The following is a 17,708-nucleotide window of genomic DNA, read 5'->3' as shown; positions in this document are numbered from 1 at the left end:
GTTCGGCTGCGGGGCGGTGGGGGTTGCTTGCGCAGTTCCCCGCGCCCCCAAAAGATCGAAGGGCGGCCGAGTTCGTAGCCGGAGCCGGGCCCGGCAGGTGCTGGGAGAGCCAGAGGAGTTCGGCCAGTTCCACCGGGGTCGGGGCGGGGCCGTCGCCCGCCCGGGCCAGCAGTTCGGCCAGGTGGGCGACGCCTGCGGGGGCGTCAGAACTCATCCGGTTCCTCCCCCGTGCGGCTCAGGTACGGCATCAGCTGCTCGGCCAGCTCGTCGCGCGAGGAAGCGTCGAGGCCCGCCACGCCGGTGAGGTAGATCGCGTTGAGCAACTGGTCCGTGGCCAGCTCGCCCTCGGTGCCCCGGTCGAGGAAGCGGCCGATCAACTCGCGGGCGTACGCGTCCGGTTCGCCCAGGTGGGCGCGGACGATGTGCTCCAGGTGGTCGGCGCGAGGCTGGTGCAGTTCGAGGCGGACGCAGCGGCGCAGGAAGGCGGGCGGGAACTCCCGCTCGCCGTTGCTGGTGAGGACCACGAAGGGGAAGGCCCGGCAGCGGACCCGGCCGCGCGTGACCTCGACCCGTTCGTCCGTGCCGTCGACCATGACCTCGGCGGTCGGGGTGTGCCGGGCGGAGCGGACCAGCTCGGGGATCTCGTACTGGCCCTCCTCCAGGATGTTGAGCAGGTCGTTCGGCAGGTCCAGGTCGCTCTTGTCGATCTCGTCGATCAGCAGGGCGCGCGGGCGTCCGTAGGGGAGGAGGGCCGTGCCGAGCGGGCCGAGCCGCAGGTGGTCCTGGAGCGTGCCGTCGGTCGCGAGCCCGGGGCCGGAGCCGGAGTCGGGGCCGGAGTCAGGGCCGGACCGGGGCGGGGGTCCGCCGTCGGGGCGGGCGTCGCGTGCGGCCGCGTACAGGCGGGACAGCGGGTCGTACTGGTAGAGCCCGTCGTGCAGGGTGGTGCGGCTCGTGATGTTCCAGCGCAGGACCGGGCCCAGCCGCAGCTCCCGCGCGACCGCGTACGCCAGGCTCGACTTGCCGCTGCCCGGCGGGCCCGTCACGAGGAGGGGCCGGCGCAGGTAGAGGGCGGCGTTGACGAGCTGCACGGCGCGGTCCGTGGCGCGATAGGTGCGGGCGCGGTGGCGGCGGTCCGGGGACGTGGCCGAGGTGTCGTCGGCCTCGGCGGGCGTCGCCAGCTCCGGACCGCCGTCGAAGTCGCGCCAGGGCGGTGGCGCGGGCAGCTCGGCGATGCCGTCGTGGGGCTCGCTCGAACCCGTGTAGACGGGCCACAGGGACATGGTCTCTCCGAACGTGGTTGCGGTGGCGCGGTGGTTCAGCCGACCGGGCTGTGCAGGTAGCCGACGGGGTCGGGCAGGCATTCGGGGTCCTCCCACAGCAGGGCCAGGTCGTACGCCCAGTGCGGTTCCGGGGCGTCGGAGGCGTACGCCGATTCGCGCAACTCGTGTACGTGGTACGGGAGTTCGCGCGCCGGCAGGCCCGCGAGGTGGTCGGCCAGGCGGTCCAGGAAGGCCGCGCCCCGGCAGTCCTGCGACTCCCCGCAGCGGTGCTCGCCCCGGCAGCCGTTGCGGGGCCACAACATCACCGGGACCGCCGCGTTCAGGCTCGCGCGGAACAGCCGCCGCACGCTGTCCGCGCGCGGCGGCGTACCGAAGCCCACCATGTCGGCCCCGCGGCGCAGCCCGATGGTCAGCTTCACGTGGTCCTGGCCGACGGACCAGCAGTCGATGCGGTGCAGCCGGGGCGCGGGCTGCTCGTCCAGGTACCGCCACTTCTGGCGGAGCTTGTGCTGCAGGCCGCCGCTGCGCCGCCGTTCCAGGTCCATCACGACGAGCGGGGCGAAGGAGCCGAGCGGGCTGTCGTCGTCGGTGCTGCGCTTCCAGTGGGCCACGTCCGCGTTGAGCCAGCGCCGGGGCAGCACGAAGGCGAGCAGCTCCCGGGCCCCGGGTTCCAGCTCGTGGTACGCCTCGTCGATCCGCTCCAGCGCGTAGGGGCGCACGCGGTCTACGGGGAGGCGGCGGGAGCCCACCACGCGCCGGTGCCCGTTGTTGTACGCGGAGACCTCGACGAGGAAGTCCTTGTCGCCGGAGCCGCTCTGGGCGATCTCCACGAGGATCGGGGACCAGCTGTGCGAGGGCCTTCGCGGGGGCGGCGGCGGGGAGGAGCGGGTGTTCCTTCTGTTGTTGGGTGTGGGTGGGGGTGGGGATCAGGTCTGCCAGGCGGGGCCAGTAGCGGGCCATCACGCGGGCCGGGAGCATGCGGCCGTTGCGGATCTCGGGGCTGCGGGCGGCGGCCGAGACCATGCCGACGACCTGGCCGGTGTCCGCGAGGGTCACCGCGGCCCCGCTGAAGCCCGGCACGAGCGGCTGGCCGTGCGCGGCCCACGCCTCCAGCTGGACCCACTCGCCCGCGATCAACTGCTCCGCCGTGGCCCGGTACTCGGCGAGCGTCCCCTCGTCGTACCGCTTCGGGAAGCCGTACGCGAGGAGCCTGCACGGCGGGTCGCCGTACGCGTCGCCGGGCGTGGCGAACTCCGCCGGTTTCATCGGCACCGGCCGGTCCAGCTCCAGTACGGCCAGGTCGCCGGGGTCGGTCTCGCGGCCGTCCCAGCCGCCGTGCGCGACCACCCGGGCCGGGACCTCCTCGTAGCCGCCGTGCGCGAACGACACCGTGACCGCCTCGGAGTCACCGCGCGCGACGACGTGCGCGCAGGTCAGGACGTGCTGCTCGGTGACGAGGAAACCCGCGCCGGTGTCCCGTCCGCAGCTGATTCTCGCGTGCCAGGAAGCGCTGGTCATGGGCGCGGGGCGCCTCCCGGCCGCGCGTCGGCCGACTGCTCCGGCGCCCAGGACAGCTTGACCACGAGGTGCCCCTCGACCGCGCTCTTCGCGATCAGTGCCCCCGCCTCCGCGGTGAGCTTCACCCCGAACTCGATCTCCACGCAGTCGGGTTGCAGCGAGCCGTCGCGGAAGACCCGCAGCGCGGACTCGGCGGCCGCCCGCACCCCCTCCAGGGAACCCTCGAACGTGCGGGCCGCCGGAACCGTACCGTCCGCGCGTGCCACCAGGCGGGAGCCCGACTCGTCCTCGGCCCCCTCGACGACGATCACGGCCCCGTCGTCGGTCTTGAACTCCACCAATCCGTCCATGCTGCGGCGAAACCCCCGTACTCCGTCACCGTTGACCACCGTCATTGTCACGGACGGTGCCCGGCGCTGTCGCGGTTTCCCCGGGGCGCCCACTCCCGCGCTGGCGGAAAACCGCCAGGGCCGCTTCTCGCCGGGGGCCGCCGGCACTACCGTCACACCGGTCCTTCCGGTCCCACCGGTCCCGGGGAGAGGGGCACGGATGAGCAGCAGAGGTTCCGTGAGACGCGCGGCGGCGGTGGCGGCGACGGCCGGGCTCGTGCTCGTCCTGCTCCCCGCCGTACCCGTCCCGGCCGGCGTCCCCGGGGCACCGGCCGTCCCCACCGCGTCGGCCGCCGCTTCCGCTTCATCCGCCGCCGCTGCCGGTTCCGGCGTCCCCGGCACCGACACCGTCACCCTCGTCACCGGGGACCGGGTGACCGTCACCCGGCTCGGTGGCGGCAGGCGGACCGTGACCGTCGAACGGGCCGAGGGCGCCACCGGCGCGGTCCGCACGCGAACGGTGGACGGCGACCTCAGCGTCGTACCGGACGAGGCGCTGCCCCGCCTGCGGGCGGGCACCCTCGACCGGCGGCTGTTCGACGTGGACGAGCTGATACGCCAGGGCCTCACCGACCGCAGGACGGACGGGCTGCCGCTGATCGTCACCTACGAGGAGGACGCGCCCCCGGCCGTCCCGCGCGGCACCGTGCGCACCCGCGCGCTGCCGAGCGTCCACGGGGCCGCCGTCGACGCGCACAAGGGGCGGGCGTCCTGGCGGGCGCTCACCCGCCAGGAGGGGATCGACGAGATCCGGCTCGACGGGCGGGTGCACGCCGATATGGCCGAAAGCAATGCCCAGATCGGTACGCCCGAGGCGTGGCGGGAAGGGCTCACCGGCGAGGGGGTCACGGTCGCGGTCCTCGACACCGGGGCGGACACCGGGCATCCCGACCTCGCCGGGCGCGTCCTGGTGACGGAGAACTTCGTCGAGGGGGCGGYGGAGGGTGGGGAGGCCCTCGACCGCAACGGGCACGGCACGCACGTCACCTCGGCCCTCGGCGGCAGCGGCGCCGCGTCCGGCGGGCGGGAGAAGGGCATCGCGCCCGGCGCCTCGCTCGCCGTCGGCAAGGTCCTCGACGACCACGGCTCGGGCAGCGAGTCGCAGGTCATCGCGGGCATGGAGTGGGCCGCCCGGGACGTCGGCGCGCGGATCGTCTCCCTGAGCCTCGGGTCGACGGAGCCCGGTGACGGCACCGACCCGATGGCGCGGGCCGTCGACGCCCTCGGCGAGGAGACCGGCGCCCTCTTCGTCGTCTCGGCGGGCAACACCGGCGCGCCCTCGTCCATCGGCTCGCCCGGCGCCGCCGGCTCGGCGCTGACGGTCGGCGCGGTCGACTCCGGGGACGCGCCCGCGCCCTTCACGAGCGCGGGCCCGCGCCGCGGCGACCACGCGCTCAAGCCCGACCTGGCCGCACCGGGCGTCGGCGTCCTCGCCGCCCGCTCCCGGCTCTCCGCGGGCAGCGGCGACTACACGGCCATGAGCGGTACGTCGATGGCGACGCCCCATGTCGCGGGCGCGGCCGCGCTGCTGGCCGAGCGGCACCCCGACTGGAGCGGCCCGCGGCTCAAGGACGCGCTGATGTCGACGTCGCGGCGGCTCGGCACGTCCGCCTACGTGCTGGGCGCCGGACGGGTCGACGTGCCCGGCGCGGTGCGGGCCGCGGTGACGGCCACGGGCAGCGTCGACCTGGGCTTCCACCCCTGGTCCCAGGAGCCGGACGGGGCGGGCGAGCCGGTCGCGCGGACCCTCACCTACACCAACTCCGGTGCCACGGACGTCGAGTTGCACCTCACCGTGGAGGGGGCGCCCGACGGGGTCGCGGCGGTCGCCGACCCGGTGCTGACCGTGCCCGCGCACGGCACCGCCGCCACGACCGTGACCGGGGACGGGCGCAGGGCGCCCACCGGCACCACCAGCGGGCACGTCGTCGCCTCGGCGGCGGACGGCACGCCCGTCGCCCACACCGCCTTCGGGCTGGTCAAGGAGGAGGAGCGCTACACCCTCACCGTCCACGTCAGGGACCGGGACGGGGCCGGCGCCGCGGCCGACCTCACGGTGCAGCGACTGACCGAGGGGGCCGACCCGCTCCCGGCGCGCACCGGCGGCACGGGCACCGTCGAGCTGCGGCTCGCGCCGGGCACGTACGCCCTGACCACCTTCCTCGACGTACGCGGAAGCCACGGCGCCGACTCGCTCGGGCTCGGCTTCCTGGCGGCACCCGAGGTCCGTCTCGACCGGGACCGCGACATCACCCTGGACGGGCGGCGGTTGCGGGAGGTCGCGGCCCGGGTGGACCGGCGCACCGAGACCCGGCAGCTGCTCATGGAGTACGACCGGGCGGCGGGCGGCTCGGACCTCTTCGGGGCCGTCCAGGTGCCGGTCGGGTACGACAGCGTCTTCGCCGCGCCCACGGAACGGGTGACGCAGGGCCGCTTCGAGTACCGGACCGTGTGGCGGCTCGGGAAGCCGGCGCTGGAGGTCGAGGGCGTCCGCGAGGCGGTGGTCCAGCCCGGCGGCACGCTCCTGGAGGGGCGCCACACGTTCCCGCTCGTCGACGCCGGCACCGGGGAGTACGGCGGGAGGGACGTGCGGGGCAGGGCCGTGCTGGTCCGGATGGCGGAGGACGCGGTGCCGTCCGAGCTGGCGCGGGCCGCCCAGGACGCGGGCGCGCGGGCGCTGTTCGTGACGGACGACGTACCGGGGCGGCTCCACGCCTGGTTCGGCACCGACGACAATGCCGACCGCCCGCTCCAGATCGCCGCGGTCGACCGGGCGGACGCGGCGCGGCTGCGGGCGGCCGGGGAGGTGGAGACGTACGGGACGCGCGACACGCCTTACACCTACGACCTGTCGGAGGGCCACCGGGGCGGCGTCCCGGACCGGGACCTCGTCTACGAGCCGTCACGCCGTCAACTGGCGGTGCTGGACACCGCGTTCCACGCCGTGCGGCCGGTCCCGGGCAGCGAGGTCCGCCACTCGCTCACCGAGGACGCGTTCCCCGTCGGGATCGGCTTCCGGGAGCCCGTCGGCTTCCCGGCCCGGCGCACCGCGTACGTGTCCACCGGTCCCGGCCAGCTGTGGCAGGAGTCCGTCACCGTGGGCGCCGGTGACCTGGAGCAGCGCGGCGGACTCGTCCGTTACGACGGCGGCACCCGCCAAGGCCTCGACTGGTTCGGGCCGGTGTGGCGCCCGTGGCTCGGCACCGGACTCGACCGGGGGCCGGAGCGGTCGGGCGCGACCCTGCGGTTCGACGTCCCGGGCTGGGGCGACTCCGGCCCCGACCACACCGGCTTCGGCAACGTGTGGGACGAGTCCACCGGCATGTCGCAGGTCACCTCGGTGTACCTCGACGGGGAGCCCGTCGACCGGCGCACGGGCGCCGAGGCGTCCGTGCGGGACGCGCCCGCCGGCGAGCACACGTACACGGTCGTGACCGAGACGGCCCTGGACGCGGACCGCTGGAAGCTCGCGATCCGGGGCCGCACCGCGTGGACCTTCCGGTCGGCGGCCACCCCGGAGGACCGCTGGACGCCCCTCCCGCTGATCAACCTGGGCTTCGACGTGGACACGGACCTGTCCGGGAACGTACGGGGCGGGACCCGGCTGCCGATCGGCATCCACGCCGCGCACACCGAAAGCCTCCTGACGGGGCGCAGCCCCTCAGGGGCGCGGGGAACTGCGCGCCCGGCCGAGGACGGCCCGCAGTCCACCACGGACCAGAGGCCCCCCGGGCCCGTCGGCCCCCTCGGCCGGGCGGCGCTCGACGTGTCGTACGACGACGGCACGTCATGGCACCCGGTGCGCCTCACCGGAGCCGGTGAGGGGTCCGCGTGGCGGGGCACGCTGAACGTGCCCCGCCACGCGGACCACATCTCACTGCGCGCCTCGGCCGCCGACGACCACGGCGGTTCGGTGACGCAGGAGACAATCCGGGCCATAGGTGTCCGGTAACCGGGCCGGCCGGATCAGCCGGGCCGGCCGGGTCGGTCGGGGGGCCGTGGCCCCACGACGCCGCGCACGACACCCAGCTCCACCAGGTCCTGCGGCCGGATGCGGAGCTGGTCGGCGGTGCTCCGCACCTCCTCCGGGCCCCGCTTGAGGATGGCGGCCGCCGCCTCGGGCGCGATGACCGAGAAGTAACTGTCGGGCGTGGCCCACGTGTTGTCCGCGGCCGCGAGCGCCAGCGCGCCGCCCGAGCCGCCCTCCCCGATCAGCAGCGTGGTGACGGGCGTCTCCGCCGCCGCCACGGCTGTGAACAGGTCCGCGATCGCCGCGCCGGCGCCCTGCCGCTCCGCCTCCGCGTCGTTGGCGGCGCCCGGGGTGTCCACCAGGGTCAGCACCGGGATGCGGAGCCGGTCCGCGAGCCGGACCAGCCGGGCGGCGGTGCGGTAGCCGGCGGGGCGCGTGGCGGTGCCGGTCTGGGCGGCGTAGGCGACCGTACGGCCGTCCCGCGCCCGGCTGCCGAAGCCGCAGAGCATGCCGTCGTCGGTGCCGCCGCAGCGGTCGCCGCCGATCGCCGCGCGGTGGCCGAAGTAGGCGTCCAGGTAGGCCTGTGCGCGCGGTCGCCGCGGCGACCGCGCCTGCCGCACGGCCTCCCAGCCGGTGGCCGGCAGCTCCGTGCCGCCCAGCGCCGGGGGCGGCGACGCGGGCTCGGCCGACGGGTCTCCGAGCAGGCGCAGCCAGCGCGCCAGCGTCCCCGCCAGCTCGTGCCCGGGTACCACCGCGTCGACCGCTCCCGCCGCCAGCTGGGCCTCGGCGGTGTAGGCGGCCGGGTCCGCGTCGGGCGGCCGGACCCGGGAGCCCGCGAAGCCCACCTGCGCGCCCGGCAGCGCGAGGACCACGTCGGCGCCCGCGCCGAGCGTGGCCCAGCCGCCGCCCGTGGTCGGGTCGCGCAGGACGGCGATCTGGGGGAGCCGGGCGGCCCGGGTGAGGGCCGACTGCCGTGCCACGCGCTGGAGCTGGACCAGTGCGCGCATGCCCTCCTGCATGCGGCTGCCGCCCGTCGCGACCAGGGAGACAACCGGGAGCCGGTGCGCGCGGGCGTACGTGTGCGCGGCCTCCAGCCGGTCGCCGGTGCGCTCGCCCAGCGAGCCGCCGAGGAAGCCGAACTCGAAGGAGACCAGCACGGCGGTGACCGTACCGGAGTCGGTCGTACCGGACTCAGCCCTACCGGACTCGGCCGTACCGGCGCCGGTCGTCCCGAAGGTGGCCGTGCCGCAGACGACGGACTCCTCCTCGCCGGTGCGCGCGGCGGCCCGGGCGCGCGCGGCGTCGTACCCCTGCCAGGACAGGGGGCCGTCCGGCCCGTACGTGCCCCCGGGAGCGGGGAGTTCGGTGAACCCGGTGGCGACGAGGCCGATCGCCTCGCGGGCCGTGAACCGCCGGGAACCCTCAGCCATGGGCCAGCGCGCGCTTCATGATCTTGCCCATGTCGTTGCGGGGCAGGGCGTCGAGGTAGTGGACCACCCGGGGCCGCTTGTGGGGCGCGAGCCGTCCGGCCACGTGGTCCGCCAGCTCCGCGAGCGGGGGCGGGGACCCGGCGTCGGCGGGCACGATCCACGCCACGATCCGCTCGCCGAGGTCGGGGTCCGGCTCGCCCGTGACCGCGGCCTCCCGCACGTCCGGGTGTTCCAGGAGGGCGTTCTCGATCTCGCCCGCCCCGATCTTGTAGCCGCCGCTCTTGATCAGATCGGTGGCCCTGCGGCCGACGATCCGTACGTACCCGTCGGGGTCGCGCACCGCCATGTCGCCGGTGCGGAACCAGCCGTCCGCGGTGAAGGCGGCCGCCGTCGCGTCGGGCCGGTTCAGGTACTCGGTGAACAGGTTCGGGCCCCGGACCTGGATCTCGCCCACGCTCTCCCCGTCGTACGCCTCCAGGACCGTCGTGCCGTCCTCCTCCGTCAGCCGCAGCTCGACGCCCGGCAGCGGTACGCCGACCGTGCCCGCGCGGGGCTCGCCGTCGGCGCGGACGCTGGTGTTCATCAGCGTCTCGGTCATCCCGTACCGCTCCACGACCCGGCGTCCCGTCGCCCGCGCGATCCGCTCGTGGTCGTGCACCGGCAGGGCCGCCGACCCCGACACGAGGAGCCGGGCCCGCGCCAGCGCCTTCGCGAGCGCCGGGTCGCCGGGCAGGGCCTCCGCGATCCGGTGGTACATCGTCGGGACGCCGAACAGCATCGTCGCGCCGCCGCTCAGCTCGCGGATGACGCCCGCCGTGTCGAAGCGCCCGAGGTGCGTCACGGACCCGCCACGGCGCAGCGGGCCGAGGACGCCCAGGATCAGCCCGTGCACGTGGAAGAGGGGCAGGCCGTGCACGAGGACGTCGTCGCCGGTCCACTGCCAGGCGTCCGCGAGGGCGTCCAGGGTGGTGGCGATCGCCCGGCGGGGGATGACGGCGCCCTTCGGGGGGCCGGTGGTGCCGGAGGTGTAGACGACGAGGGCGGGCGCCCCGGGCGGTTCGTCCCGTACGCCGGCGTCCGCCCCGGCCGCCCCGACAGCCCCGTCCACCTCGGTCCCGGTTCCGGTTCCGGTTCCGACGAGGACGTCGACCCGGGGCAGGGACGCCAGGGCGTCGGGGAGCTGATCCTGGGGTGCGGCGAGCACCAGTGCCGGCGCGCTGTCCGCCACGATGTGCCCGAGCTCCCCGCCGCCCGACTTCGGGTTGAGCGGAACGGCGGGGACGCCGGCCAGCAGCGCGGCGACCACGGCGACGGCGGTCTCCATGGCGGGCGTGGCCCAGACGGCGACCCGGCCCGTCTCCCCGGCCCGGCCCGTCTCCGCGATCCGGCCCGTCTGCGCGATCCGGGTGGCCTCCCCGATCCGGGCGGCCAGGGGGGCGGCGGTCGCCGCGAGTTCGCCGTAGGTCAGGGAGCGGTCGCCGAAGCGCAGGGCCGGCCGGTGCGCGGCGGCGCCGTCCGGGTCCGCCAGGGCGGCGGTCAGCGCCGGGAAGAGAGGGGACACGCGTACGTACTCCTTGGTCGTCGGTCTTTCGTACGAGGGTGCCGGACCCGGCGGGGCGCGCCGGTGTCACCCCCAGCCCGGGACCACCAGCACCAGCCACACCACGGCGGGCACCACGGCCACCACGATCCCTCCGTACACCATCAGCTGCCGGAAGAAACGCTCGCGGTCGACGTCGGGGGCCGCGGCGAGGACCAGGGCCCCGTTGGTCGAGAACGGGCTCACGTCCACCACGGTCGCCGACACCGCGAGCGCCGCCACCATGCCGACCGCCCCGATCTCGCCCTGCGCGAGGAACGGCACCGCGAGCGGGATCAGCGCCCCCATGATGCCGACCGAGGAGGCGAACGCGGAGACGATCGCGCCGATGTAGCAGAGCAGCACGGCGGAGAGCAGCGGGGCGCCGAGGTCGCTGACGCCCTCGCCGGCCCAGTCGATCGTGCCCATCTCGTCGAGGACGCCGATGTACGTGAGCACACCGCAGATCAGCAGCACCGTCGGCCAGGCGATCTGGCCGACGGCGTTGCGGCTGTCCTCCGGCCAGAAGGTGCTGAGCGCGACGGCGAGGGTGATGGAGGTGAGCCCGGCGTCCAGGTCGAAGGCGAGCACGGCGACGACGAGGGCGACCAGGGCGCCCAGGGTGGCGATACGGGCGGGGGTGAGCCGGGAGGCGTCGTCGTCGGCCTCCCGCTCCGCGCCCTTCACCGCCTGCGGGTCCGGGTCCTCCTCCGGACCGTCCGCCGGGCCGTCCGTCGTGTCGCCCGCGTCGGCGCGGCTCAGTTTCAGGCCGCCGAACAGGACGAACACCACGCCCGCGATGACGAGGTTGACGACGAGTGAGCAGAGGAAGAGGGTGACCTCGTTGCCGGGGAGGCCCTCGCGCTCGACGATGCCGTTGACGATCGACCCGTAGATGCTGATGGGGGAGAAGCCGCCGCCCTGGGCGCCGTGCACCACCATCGCGCCCATCAGCAGCGGGCTGATGGAGTACCGGGCGGCGAAGCTTAGGGCGATCGGCGCCACGATGGCGACGGCGGCCGGGCTGACCGCGCCGATCGCGGTGAGCGCGCCGGTCAGCACGAACATCACCCACGGGATGAGCACCACCCGGCCGCGCACGAGCCGGATCGAGGCGTGCACCAGCCAGTCGGTCGTGCCGTTGGCGCGGGCGATCGCGAAGAGGTACGTCACGCCGACCAGCACCACGAAGAGGTCGCCGGGGAAGCCGGCGAAGATCTTGTCGGCGTCGAAGTCCGCGACGAGTTCGCCGACTCCGAAGGCGGCGGCGAAGGCGAGGGCGCCCATGTTGATGGAGCGGGTGGTGGCGATCACGAACACCACGACGAGCACGAGGATCGATATCAGTTCGGCGGACATACGGGCTCCCGTCTTTGGGTCCCAGGACGGCTCGGCCGGGCGAGTGGCTGAGTGGCTGGACCACTTTGGGCGGCCGTGGTGGAGAGCGTCAAGAGAGATGACGTAAATTGGCTCAGCCACTCGTCCACAGACCGAGAGGTACAGGGGGAAGACCGGACATGACCGACCCACTGCGGCCCATGGGGTCCAAACCGCGCCTGTACGAGCAGGTCCTCGACCGGCTGCGCAGTTACGTGGCCGAGGGCGGCCTCAGCGCCGGCGACCGGCTGCCGCCCGAGCGCGACCTGGCGGCCAGGCTCGGGGTCAGCCGCGCCTCCGTGAAGCAGGCCATAGTGGTCCTGGAGGTGCAGGGACTCGTCGAGGTCCGCCACGGCGGCGGCACGTACCTCCTGCGGGACACCCTCGACGCCGAGCCGGTGGAGCAACTCGTGGACCGGCGGCGCCGGTTGCCGGACGTGCTCGACGCCCGCGAGGCCCTGGAGACCAAGCTCGCGGAGCTGGCCGCGGAGCGCCGCACCGACGAGGACGTGGCGGCGATGGACTCCGCCCTCGCGCACATGCGGGAGGAGATCTCGGCGGGCGGGCACGGGGTGGAGGGGGACCGGCTCTTCCACGCGGCGGTCACGGCCGCGGGGCACAGCGCGATCCTCGCCGAGTTCATGGGCTCCATCGCCGACCGGATCACCGAGAGCCGCCACGAGTCGCTGCGCCAGCCGGGGCGGCCCGTCCGCTCCCTCACCCAGCACCGGGCGATCTTCGACGCGATCGTGGCGCAGCAGCCGGGGCGGGCCGCCGCCGCGATGCGCCGGCACGTCCAGACGGTGGCGCGGGTGCGGCTGCTGGACTGGGACCCGGAGGACAACGATCCGCAGGGCCCGTGAGGCCCCTGGCTAGGATCGGTGGCCATGACCGACCCCACCGCCGCCCCTGCCACACCTGCCGCGCTCGCCACGCCCGTCCCGTCCGCTCCGTCCGCCACGGCCGCGGCCAGACCGCCGACCATCCTGGCCACCTCCGGAGGGCACCGGGCCGGTGGCGCACGGACCATGGTGGAGTTCGACGCGCTGGTGCACCACGCCGTCGACCTGTCGGGCGCGCACGGGCGCCGCCCCCGGGTGATGTACGTCGGCACGGCGATCGGGGACGCCGAGCACTTCACGGCCCGCATGGGCGAGGCCGCGCGGGTGGCGGGCTTCGACCTGACCCCCCTCCAGCTCTTCCCGAGGCCGAACCTGGACGACATCGAGGGCACGGTTCTGGAGCAGGACGTGGTCTGGGTCATGGGCGGCTCGGTGGCGAACCTCCTCGCGGTCTGGCGGGTGCACGGGCTCGACGGCGTCTTCCGCAGGGCCTGGGAGGCGGGCGTCGTCCTCAGCGGCGTCAGCGCGGGCTCGATCTGCTGGTTCCGGGGCGGCACCACGGACTCCTTCGGCCCCGAACTGCGCCCGGTGACCGACGCGCTGGGCTTCCTCCCGTACGGCAACGGCGTCCACTACGACACGGAGCCGGGCCGCCGCTCCCTGATCCACGAACTCGTCGCGGACGGCACCCTGCCCACCACCCACTGCACCGACGACGGCGTGGGCCTGGTCTACCGCGGCACGGACCTGGTGGAGGCGGTGACGGAGACACCGGGCAAGGGCGCGTACGTCGTGACCCGGGAGGGGGACACGGCGACGGAGGACCGCCTGGAACCGAGGCGCCTGCCGTGCGTCTCGTAGGCGGACGCATCCGACCGACCGATCCGGACGACGAGGTCTAGCCCCGTGTCAGGGCCTCGACCTGGGGAGGCAGACTGCCACCGGGCTGGACGGCGAGGAGCATGATGTCGTCCGAGGGGTACCGCACCGCGATGGCGATCCGTGGATTCAAGTCGTCGACGGCGTAGGCGGTGGTCGGTTCGGACCCTGCGGCATCGTCGTCGTGGCCCGGCGTGTCCTCGCAGGGCGGGAACTCGGCGGGGCCGAGCGCTTTGCCCACGGTGAAGTCGACGTCGGCCACCTGCGTATAGGTGCGGCCGCCGTACACGGCAGCGACCGCACACGACCCTGCGGCCTCCCCGCCACCACCCTGCGCCGAACAGGCGGTCGTGAGCGCGGCCACGACCGCGATCAGACCCGGGTGCAACGGCAACCGCCGCGACCGCGTCGACCTGTCGGCGCCGCGTCGCAGTGACATCCTGATCCGCCTCATGTGGGCTCCCTCCGGAGCATGAGCGCTCCGTCCCACCGAGTGCCCGTACCCCACAGGGCCCGGCCCCCGGCTCTCCCGATCAATTCATGACCATGACGGAGCCCGGGGCGAACTCGTTCATTCCGCTTTCGGCGACCGGAAGGAGGACCTCTTTCCTCGGCGGATCACCGGGTCAGCATGTCGTGGGCCAGTTCCAGTCGGGCCTGTGCGCGTGCTGCCGGCTGGCGGCCGCTGTTCTGGAGGGCGGCCAGCCCGTGCACGGTCGCCCAGGCGACCTCCGCCCTGGTGTCGTCGGAGTCCGGGAAGGCCGCGCTGATCGCCGCGAAGGCGCGACGGAGCGGTTCGGGCGTGTCATCGGCGCCGAACGCCAGTCCTGAAGGCATCGAGAACATCGCCTCGTAGACGCGCGGTTGCGTGACCGCGAACTCCAGGTAGGCGCGCATCCGCGCCATCGGCTCGGCCTCGACCGCCTCCAGCGCCGCGGCGATCGCGGTGAAGCCGTCGAGTGCCACCGCGTCGACCAGTGCCTGCCGGCCGGTGAAGACCGAGTAGAGCACCGGCTGCGTGACGCCCAGCTCGGAGGCGACCCTGCGCATCGTCACGGTGGCCCAGCCGTCGGACTCGGCCAGGTCGCGTGTGGCGCGGATGATCTGGTCCCGCCTCAGGGCGAGGTCAGGAGCCGGTCTGGGAGACATGGGTGAACGATAGCACGGTTACGTAACGGTGGTAGGGGACGGTCGTCCGGTCGACGGCTTGGGGTCGCCACGCGATGCCTCGTATGCTAGCGTCGTTAAAAAACGTCGTTAGATAACGTTCGAAAGGTATCCCGATGATGATCACCGCTCTTGTCGTCGCGCTCCTCTGCTGTGTCCTCATCATGGTCATCGGCGGCCGTTTCCTGCTGGCTCCGAAGGCTGCCATGGCCGGGTTCGGGGTTCCCGCGGACAGCCTGCGCGCCCTGACGAGCATCAAGGGCGTCCGCGACATCACCTCCGGCGTCGTGCCGCTCGTGGTCCTCGCCGCCGCCGGTTCCCACGCCTTCGGCTGGGTCCTGGTCGCGGCGGCGATCACGCCCATCGGGGACGCCGTCATCGTCCGGACGAACGGCGGCACGCTCGGCCACGCACTGGGCGTCCACGGGGTCACCGCCCTGGTCCTCGTCGCCGCGGGCCTGGTCCTCGCGCTGGTGTAGGGGGAACACCGGAGCCCGAGGACCCGGCCGTGACCGGCGGCCCTACGCCGTCCTCACCACGTCCGCCACCACGCAGCTCACGTTGTCCGGGGCGCCCGCGGTGGTCGCCGCCGCCACCAGGGTCCGTACCGCCTCGGCCGGGTCGGGGACCGTCGCGAGCGTCTCCCTGAGGGCGTCCTCCGGGACGACCGTCGTCAGGCCGTCCGAGCAGAGCAGGTAGCGGTCGCCGGCCAGCGCGTCGTGCAGGCGCAGGTCGGGGGCCGGGGCGGCGGCGTCGCCCGTCAGGGCCTTCGCCAGCAGGGTCCGCTGGGGGTGGGCCGTGGCCTCCTCCGGCGTCAGGCGGCCCTCGTCGAGCAGCGACTGGACCAGCGTGTGGTCATGGGTGATCCGGTGCAGGGCGCCGTCGCGCAGCAGGTACGCGCGGGAGTCGCCGATGTGGACCAGGGCCAGGCGGGAGCCGGTCCACACCATCGCCGTCAGGGTGGTGCCGGTCCGGGGGTCCGCCGGGCCCGCCACCTCCCGGACCGCCTCCGTGGCGCCCCGCACCGCGTCCTCCAGGAGGTTGAGGACGCTCCCGGCCGGGAGCGGTCCGTCGTCGAGGTGCTTCAGGGCCTCGACGGCCGCCCCGCTCGCGGGCGCGCCCCCGGCTCCGAAGCCGTCCGCGACGGCCAGGACGCGGGTGCCCGCGTACGCGGTGTCCTGGTTGGCGGGCCGGACGAGGCCGGTGTCGGAGAGGGCGGCGTAGCGCAGTTCCAGCGTGGTCGTCATGGTGGTCTCCTTCGCGATGGCGGTGCCTGTCAGGTGGTCGACGAGGAAGGACGCCAGGTCGCGGCGGGCCGCCGTCTCCGCCTCGATCCGCGACCAGAACGCGCGGACCTCCCGCGCGGCCTCGGCCGGTCCGAGCGCGGCGACCTCGCGGATCCCGGCCAGCGGCATCCCGAGCCGGCGCAGCCACGCCACCAGGCGTGCCCGCTCCAACTGCTCCGGCGCGTAGTGGCGGTAGCCCGTCCCCGGGTCCACCCGCGCGGGGCGCAGCAGCCCCAGCTCGTCGTACAGCCGCAGTGCCTTCGGCGAGAGCCGGGACGCCTTCGAGAAGGCCCCGATCGTCATCGTCGGCAGTGGCGGTGGGCTCTGTGGCATGGCGTTCCTTCCGTCCTGCCACCGATGCTGTGGCCTCCCCGAAGGGGAAGGTCAAGCGGCCCGGGCCGGTTCCCGGACCGGTTGTTACTGTGCGACCCGGACCGCCGGAGCCGACACACCCAAGAGGAGCCCGCCGTGGCACGCAGCACCCCGCGCATCGCACTGGTCACCAGCCAGGAGGTGCTCGCCACCGGGTACGACCGCGACCTGCCCGTCCTCGCGGACGCGATACGGGGAGCGGGGGCCGACGCCGTCGTCCTGCCGTGGGACGAACCCGGTACCGAGTGGGGCGGGTTCGACCTCGTCCTGATCCGGTCCACCTGGGACTACACCTGGCGGGTCGGCGAGTTCCTGGCCTGGGCCGACCGGTGCGGCGCCGCGACGACGCTGGCCAACCCGCCGCGGGTGGTGCGGTGGAACGTCGACAAGCGGTACCTGGGCGAGCTGGCCGCCGCCGGGGTGCCCGTCGTCGACACCCGCTACCTCGCCCCGGGCGACCCCGCGGACCTGCCCGCAGGCTCCGAGTACGTGATCAAGCCGACCTCGGGGGCCGGTTCCCGGTACGCGGCCCGTTACGCGCCCGAGGACCACGACAGGGCGGTACGGCACCTGGAGCGCATGCACGCCGAGGGGCTGACCGCGATCGTGCAGCCGTACGTACGCAGCATCGACACGGCGGGGGAGAGGGCCCTGCTGTTCTTCGGCGGGCGGMTCCTGCACGCCATCCGCAAGGGCGCCGTCCTGGCGCCCGGCACCGCCTTCGACGACCAGAAGGTCCCGCKCCCGAACCTGCGGCCCTGGCGGCCGACCCCCGCCGAACTCGCCGTCGCCGAGCGGGCGCTGGCCGCCGTGCCCGGCACGCCGGAGCTGCTCTACGCCCGCGTCGACCTGGTGGACGGCGACGACGGGGAGCCGCGCGTGATGGAGCTGGAGCTCGTCGAGCCGAACCTCTTCCTCTTCCTGCACGAGGAGTCGGTGCCCGTCGTCGCCGAGGCGGTCGTCAGGGCCGCCGCCGCCCGCTGACCGGTCACCGGCCCGGCCCGCGGACCGTCACCCGCTGCAGCAGCCCCCAGGTGAACTCGGCCACGCACTCCCGCCGTACGCCGCCCGTGTCATCCGTGCCGCCCATGTCATCCGTGTCACCCGTGCCGTCCGGGGCCGTGAGGGCCAGGCCCCACCGGGTCGGCGCCGTGCCCTCCAGCGGCCGGGCCGGTGCGAAGGCGCGGGCGGCCTCGTCGACCGTGCAGGACCAGGGCGTCAGGTCGGCCAGGGTGCGCAGGACCGGGGCCGGGGCGCCCGGCGCGCGGACCAGCCACTCGTTCCACGCCACGCCGCCCGGCGCCACCAGCACCTCGAAGCGCAGGTCCGGCCAGAGGGGGACCGGCCACCGGTACGCCTCGCAGGACAGGTCCCCGATCCGGCGCGGTGTCACCGACTCCGGTTCGCCGAGGATCGAACGGTAGCGGGGGACGGCGCCCCGGCCGCGCGGCGCGTGCCGCATCGCCTGCCAGCGGCGGTTGGCCTCGCGCATCCGCGCCGTCGGGACGCCCAGCGCGTGCCGGGCGTCCTCCACGAGGTCCGCGTTGTGGTCGGCCATGCGGCGCAGCAGGACGAGCTGGAAGTCGAGGGGGGTGAACGGGGTCGACGGGGTGGACGGG

The 17,708-nt window shown here is 74.8% G+C and carries 16 protein-coding genes and 1 pseudogene; 5 read left to right on the top strand and 12 right to left on the bottom strand.

The genetic code is table 11. The features are described from left to right. The 5 genes and pseudogenes from FGF04_RS40200 to FGF04_RS25280 all read right to left on the bottom strand — a co-directional run. Window positions 1-214, bottom strand: a 214-nt coding sequence (locus tag FGF04_RS40200) for a hypothetical protein (RefSeq protein ID WP_188114213.1), incomplete at its 3' end; no start/stop codon positions are given. Continuing rightward, entirely contained in the window at window positions 204-1,280 is a 1,077-nt protein-coding gene (locus tag FGF04_RS25290; protein ID WP_149513546.1) for an AAA family ATPase, read from the bottom strand. The genes FGF04_RS25290 and FGF04_RS40200, both read right to left, overlap by 11 nt. A 35-nt stretch (window positions 1,281-1,315) precedes the next feature. Beyond that, window positions 1,316-2,110, bottom strand: coding sequence for a VMAP-C domain-containing protein (locus tag FGF04_RS41265; protein ID WP_235882484.1), 795 nt, complete (start codon window positions 2,108-2,110; stop codon window positions 1,316-1,318). Between the two features lie 238 nt (window positions 2,111-2,348). Then, window positions 2,349-2,798, bottom strand: a pseudogene (locus tag FGF04_RS41260) (S1 family peptidase); the annotation flags it as partial. Then, the gene (locus tag FGF04_RS25280; RefSeq protein ID WP_149513545.1) at window positions 2,795-3,148 is read right to left on the bottom strand and encodes a CU044_2847 family protein; all 354 of its coding nucleotides are present in this window, start codon (window positions 3,146-3,148) and stop codon (window positions 2,795-2,797) included. The pseudogene FGF04_RS41260 and the gene FGF04_RS25280, both read right to left, overlap by 4 nt. Before the next feature lie 199 nt (window positions 3,149-3,347). Between FGF04_RS25280 and FGF04_RS25275 the strand changes: the two genes are divergently transcribed. Next, complete coding sequence (locus FGF04_RS25275; protein WP_149513544.1) at window positions 3,348-7,139, top strand: S8 family serine peptidase; 3,792 nt, start codon at window positions 3,348-3,350, stop codon at window positions 7,137-7,139. A gap of 14 nt (window positions 7,140-7,153) precedes the next feature. Here FGF04_RS25275 and FGF04_RS25270 read toward each other — a convergent pair whose 3' ends face one another. From FGF04_RS25270 to FGF04_RS25260, 3 genes are all read right to left on the bottom strand, one after another. Beyond that, the gene (locus FGF04_RS25270) at window positions 7,154-8,587 is read right to left on the bottom strand and encodes a carboxyl transferase domain-containing protein (RefSeq protein WP_149513543.1); all 1,434 of its coding nucleotides are present in this window, start codon (window positions 8,585-8,587) and stop codon (window positions 7,154-7,156) included. Beyond that, entirely contained in the window at window positions 8,580-10,148 is a 1,569-nt protein-coding gene (locus tag FGF04_RS25265; protein WP_149513542.1) for an acyl-CoA synthetase, read from the bottom strand. Before FGF04_RS25265 ends, FGF04_RS25270 begins: the two co-directional genes overlap by 8 nt. A gap of 66 nt (window positions 10,149-10,214) precedes the next feature. Beyond that, a complete protein-coding gene (locus tag FGF04_RS25260) occupies window positions 10,215-11,525 on the bottom strand; it encodes an SLC13 family permease (RefSeq protein ID WP_149513541.1) in 1,311 nt (436 codons plus the stop codon). Between the two features lie 158 nt (window positions 11,526-11,683). Between FGF04_RS25260 and FGF04_RS25255 the strand changes: the two genes are divergently transcribed. Together FGF04_RS25255 and FGF04_RS25250 are read left to right on the top strand one after the other, a co-directional pair. Beyond that, a complete protein-coding gene (locus FGF04_RS25255; RefSeq protein WP_149513540.1) occupies window positions 11,684-12,406 on the top strand; it encodes a FadR/GntR family transcriptional regulator in 723 nt (240 codons plus the stop codon). A 165-nt stretch (window positions 12,407-12,571) separates the two neighbouring features. After that, complete coding sequence (locus FGF04_RS25250) at window positions 12,572-13,246, top strand: Type 1 glutamine amidotransferase-like domain-containing protein (RefSeq protein ID WP_188114247.1); 675 nt, start codon at window positions 12,572-12,574, stop codon at window positions 13,244-13,246. Between the two features lie 37 nt (window positions 13,247-13,283). On the opposite strand, the gene FGF04_RS25245 is transcribed toward FGF04_RS25250, so the two are convergent. Together FGF04_RS25245 and FGF04_RS25240 are read right to left on the bottom strand one after the other, a co-directional pair. After that, complete coding sequence (locus FGF04_RS25245; RefSeq protein WP_188114212.1) at window positions 13,284-13,628, bottom strand: DUF6281 family protein; 345 nt, start codon at window positions 13,626-13,628, stop codon at window positions 13,284-13,286. Between the two features lie 254 nt (window positions 13,629-13,882). Beyond that, a complete protein-coding gene (locus FGF04_RS25240) occupies window positions 13,883-14,413 on the bottom strand; it encodes a TetR/AcrR family transcriptional regulator (protein ID WP_149513537.1) in 531 nt (176 codons plus the stop codon). 134 nt (window positions 14,414-14,547) lie between these two features. Here FGF04_RS25240 and FGF04_RS25235 point away from each other — a divergent pair, with 134 nt between their 5' ends. Beyond that, window positions 14,548-14,910, top strand: a complete 363-nt coding sequence (locus tag FGF04_RS25235) for a DUF4267 domain-containing protein (RefSeq protein WP_149513536.1) — start codon at window positions 14,548-14,550, stop codon at window positions 14,908-14,910. Between the two features lie 42 nt (window positions 14,911-14,952). Here the strand turns inward: FGF04_RS25235 and FGF04_RS25230 are convergent, their stop codons facing one another. Beyond that, window positions 14,953-16,050 (bottom strand): MerR family transcriptional regulator, encoded by a 1,098-nt coding sequence (locus FGF04_RS25230; RefSeq protein ID WP_235882483.1) that lies wholly within the window; start codon window positions 16,048-16,050, stop codon window positions 14,953-14,955. A gap of 135 nt (window positions 16,051-16,185) precedes the next feature. Here FGF04_RS25230 and FGF04_RS25225 point away from each other — a divergent pair, with 135 nt between their 5' ends. Then, window positions 16,186-17,073, top strand: a complete 888-nt coding sequence (locus FGF04_RS25225; protein WP_408055656.1) for an ATP-grasp domain-containing protein — start codon at window positions 16,186-16,188, stop codon at window positions 17,071-17,073. Between the two features lie 4 nt (window positions 17,074-17,077). Here FGF04_RS25225 and FGF04_RS25220 read toward each other — a convergent pair. Continuing rightward, a partial coding sequence (locus FGF04_RS25220; RefSeq protein ID WP_149513846.1) for a hypothetical protein occupies window positions 17,078-17,708 on the bottom strand: 631 nt, incomplete at its 5' end.

Source organism: Streptomyces apricus (genome assembly GCF_008369065.1).
In the GTDB taxonomy this organism is placed as follows: domain Bacteria; phylum Actinomycetota; class Actinomycetes; order Streptomycetales; family Streptomycetaceae; genus Streptomyces; species Streptomyces apricus.
Note: the sequence above shows the minus strand (reverse complement) of the source record. Positions and strands in the feature narration are given on the sequence as shown.

Excerpts from the sequence above, each read along its gene's own strand:
- FGF04_RS25290 (WP_149513546.1), bottom strand. The coding sequence starts at position 1,280 with ATGTCCCTGTGGCCCGTCTACACGGGTTCGAGCGAGCCCCACGACGGC.
- FGF04_RS25280 (WP_149513545.1), bottom strand. The coding sequence starts at position 3,148 with ATGGACGGATTGGTGGAGTTCAAGACCGACGACGGGGCCGTGATCGTC.
- FGF04_RS25270 (WP_149513543.1), bottom strand. The coding sequence starts at position 8,587 with ATGGCTGAGGGTTCCCGGCGGTTCACGGCCCGCGAGGCGATCGGCCTC.
- FGF04_RS25260 (WP_149513541.1), bottom strand. The coding sequence starts at position 11,525 with ATGTCCGCCGAACTGATATCGATCCTCGTGCTCGTCGTGGTGTTCGTG.
- FGF04_RS25255 (WP_149513540.1), top strand. The coding sequence starts at position 11,684 with ATGACCGACCCACTGCGGCCCATGGGGTCCAAACCGCGCCTGTACGAG.
- FGF04_RS25250 (WP_188114247.1), top strand. The coding sequence starts at position 12,572 with ATGGTGGAGTTCGACGCGCTGGTGCACCACGCCGTCGACCTGTCGGGC.
- FGF04_RS25240 (WP_149513537.1), bottom strand. The coding sequence starts at position 14,413 with ATGTCTCCCAGACCGGCTCCTGACCTCGCCCTGAGGCGGGACCAGATC.
- FGF04_RS25235 (WP_149513536.1), top strand. The coding sequence starts at position 14,548 with ATGATGATCACCGCTCTTGTCGTCGCGCTCCTCTGCTGTGTCCTCATC.
- FGF04_RS25230 (WP_235882483.1), bottom strand. The coding sequence starts at position 16,050 with ATGCCACAGAGCCCACCGCCACTGCCGACGATGACGATCGGGGCCTTC.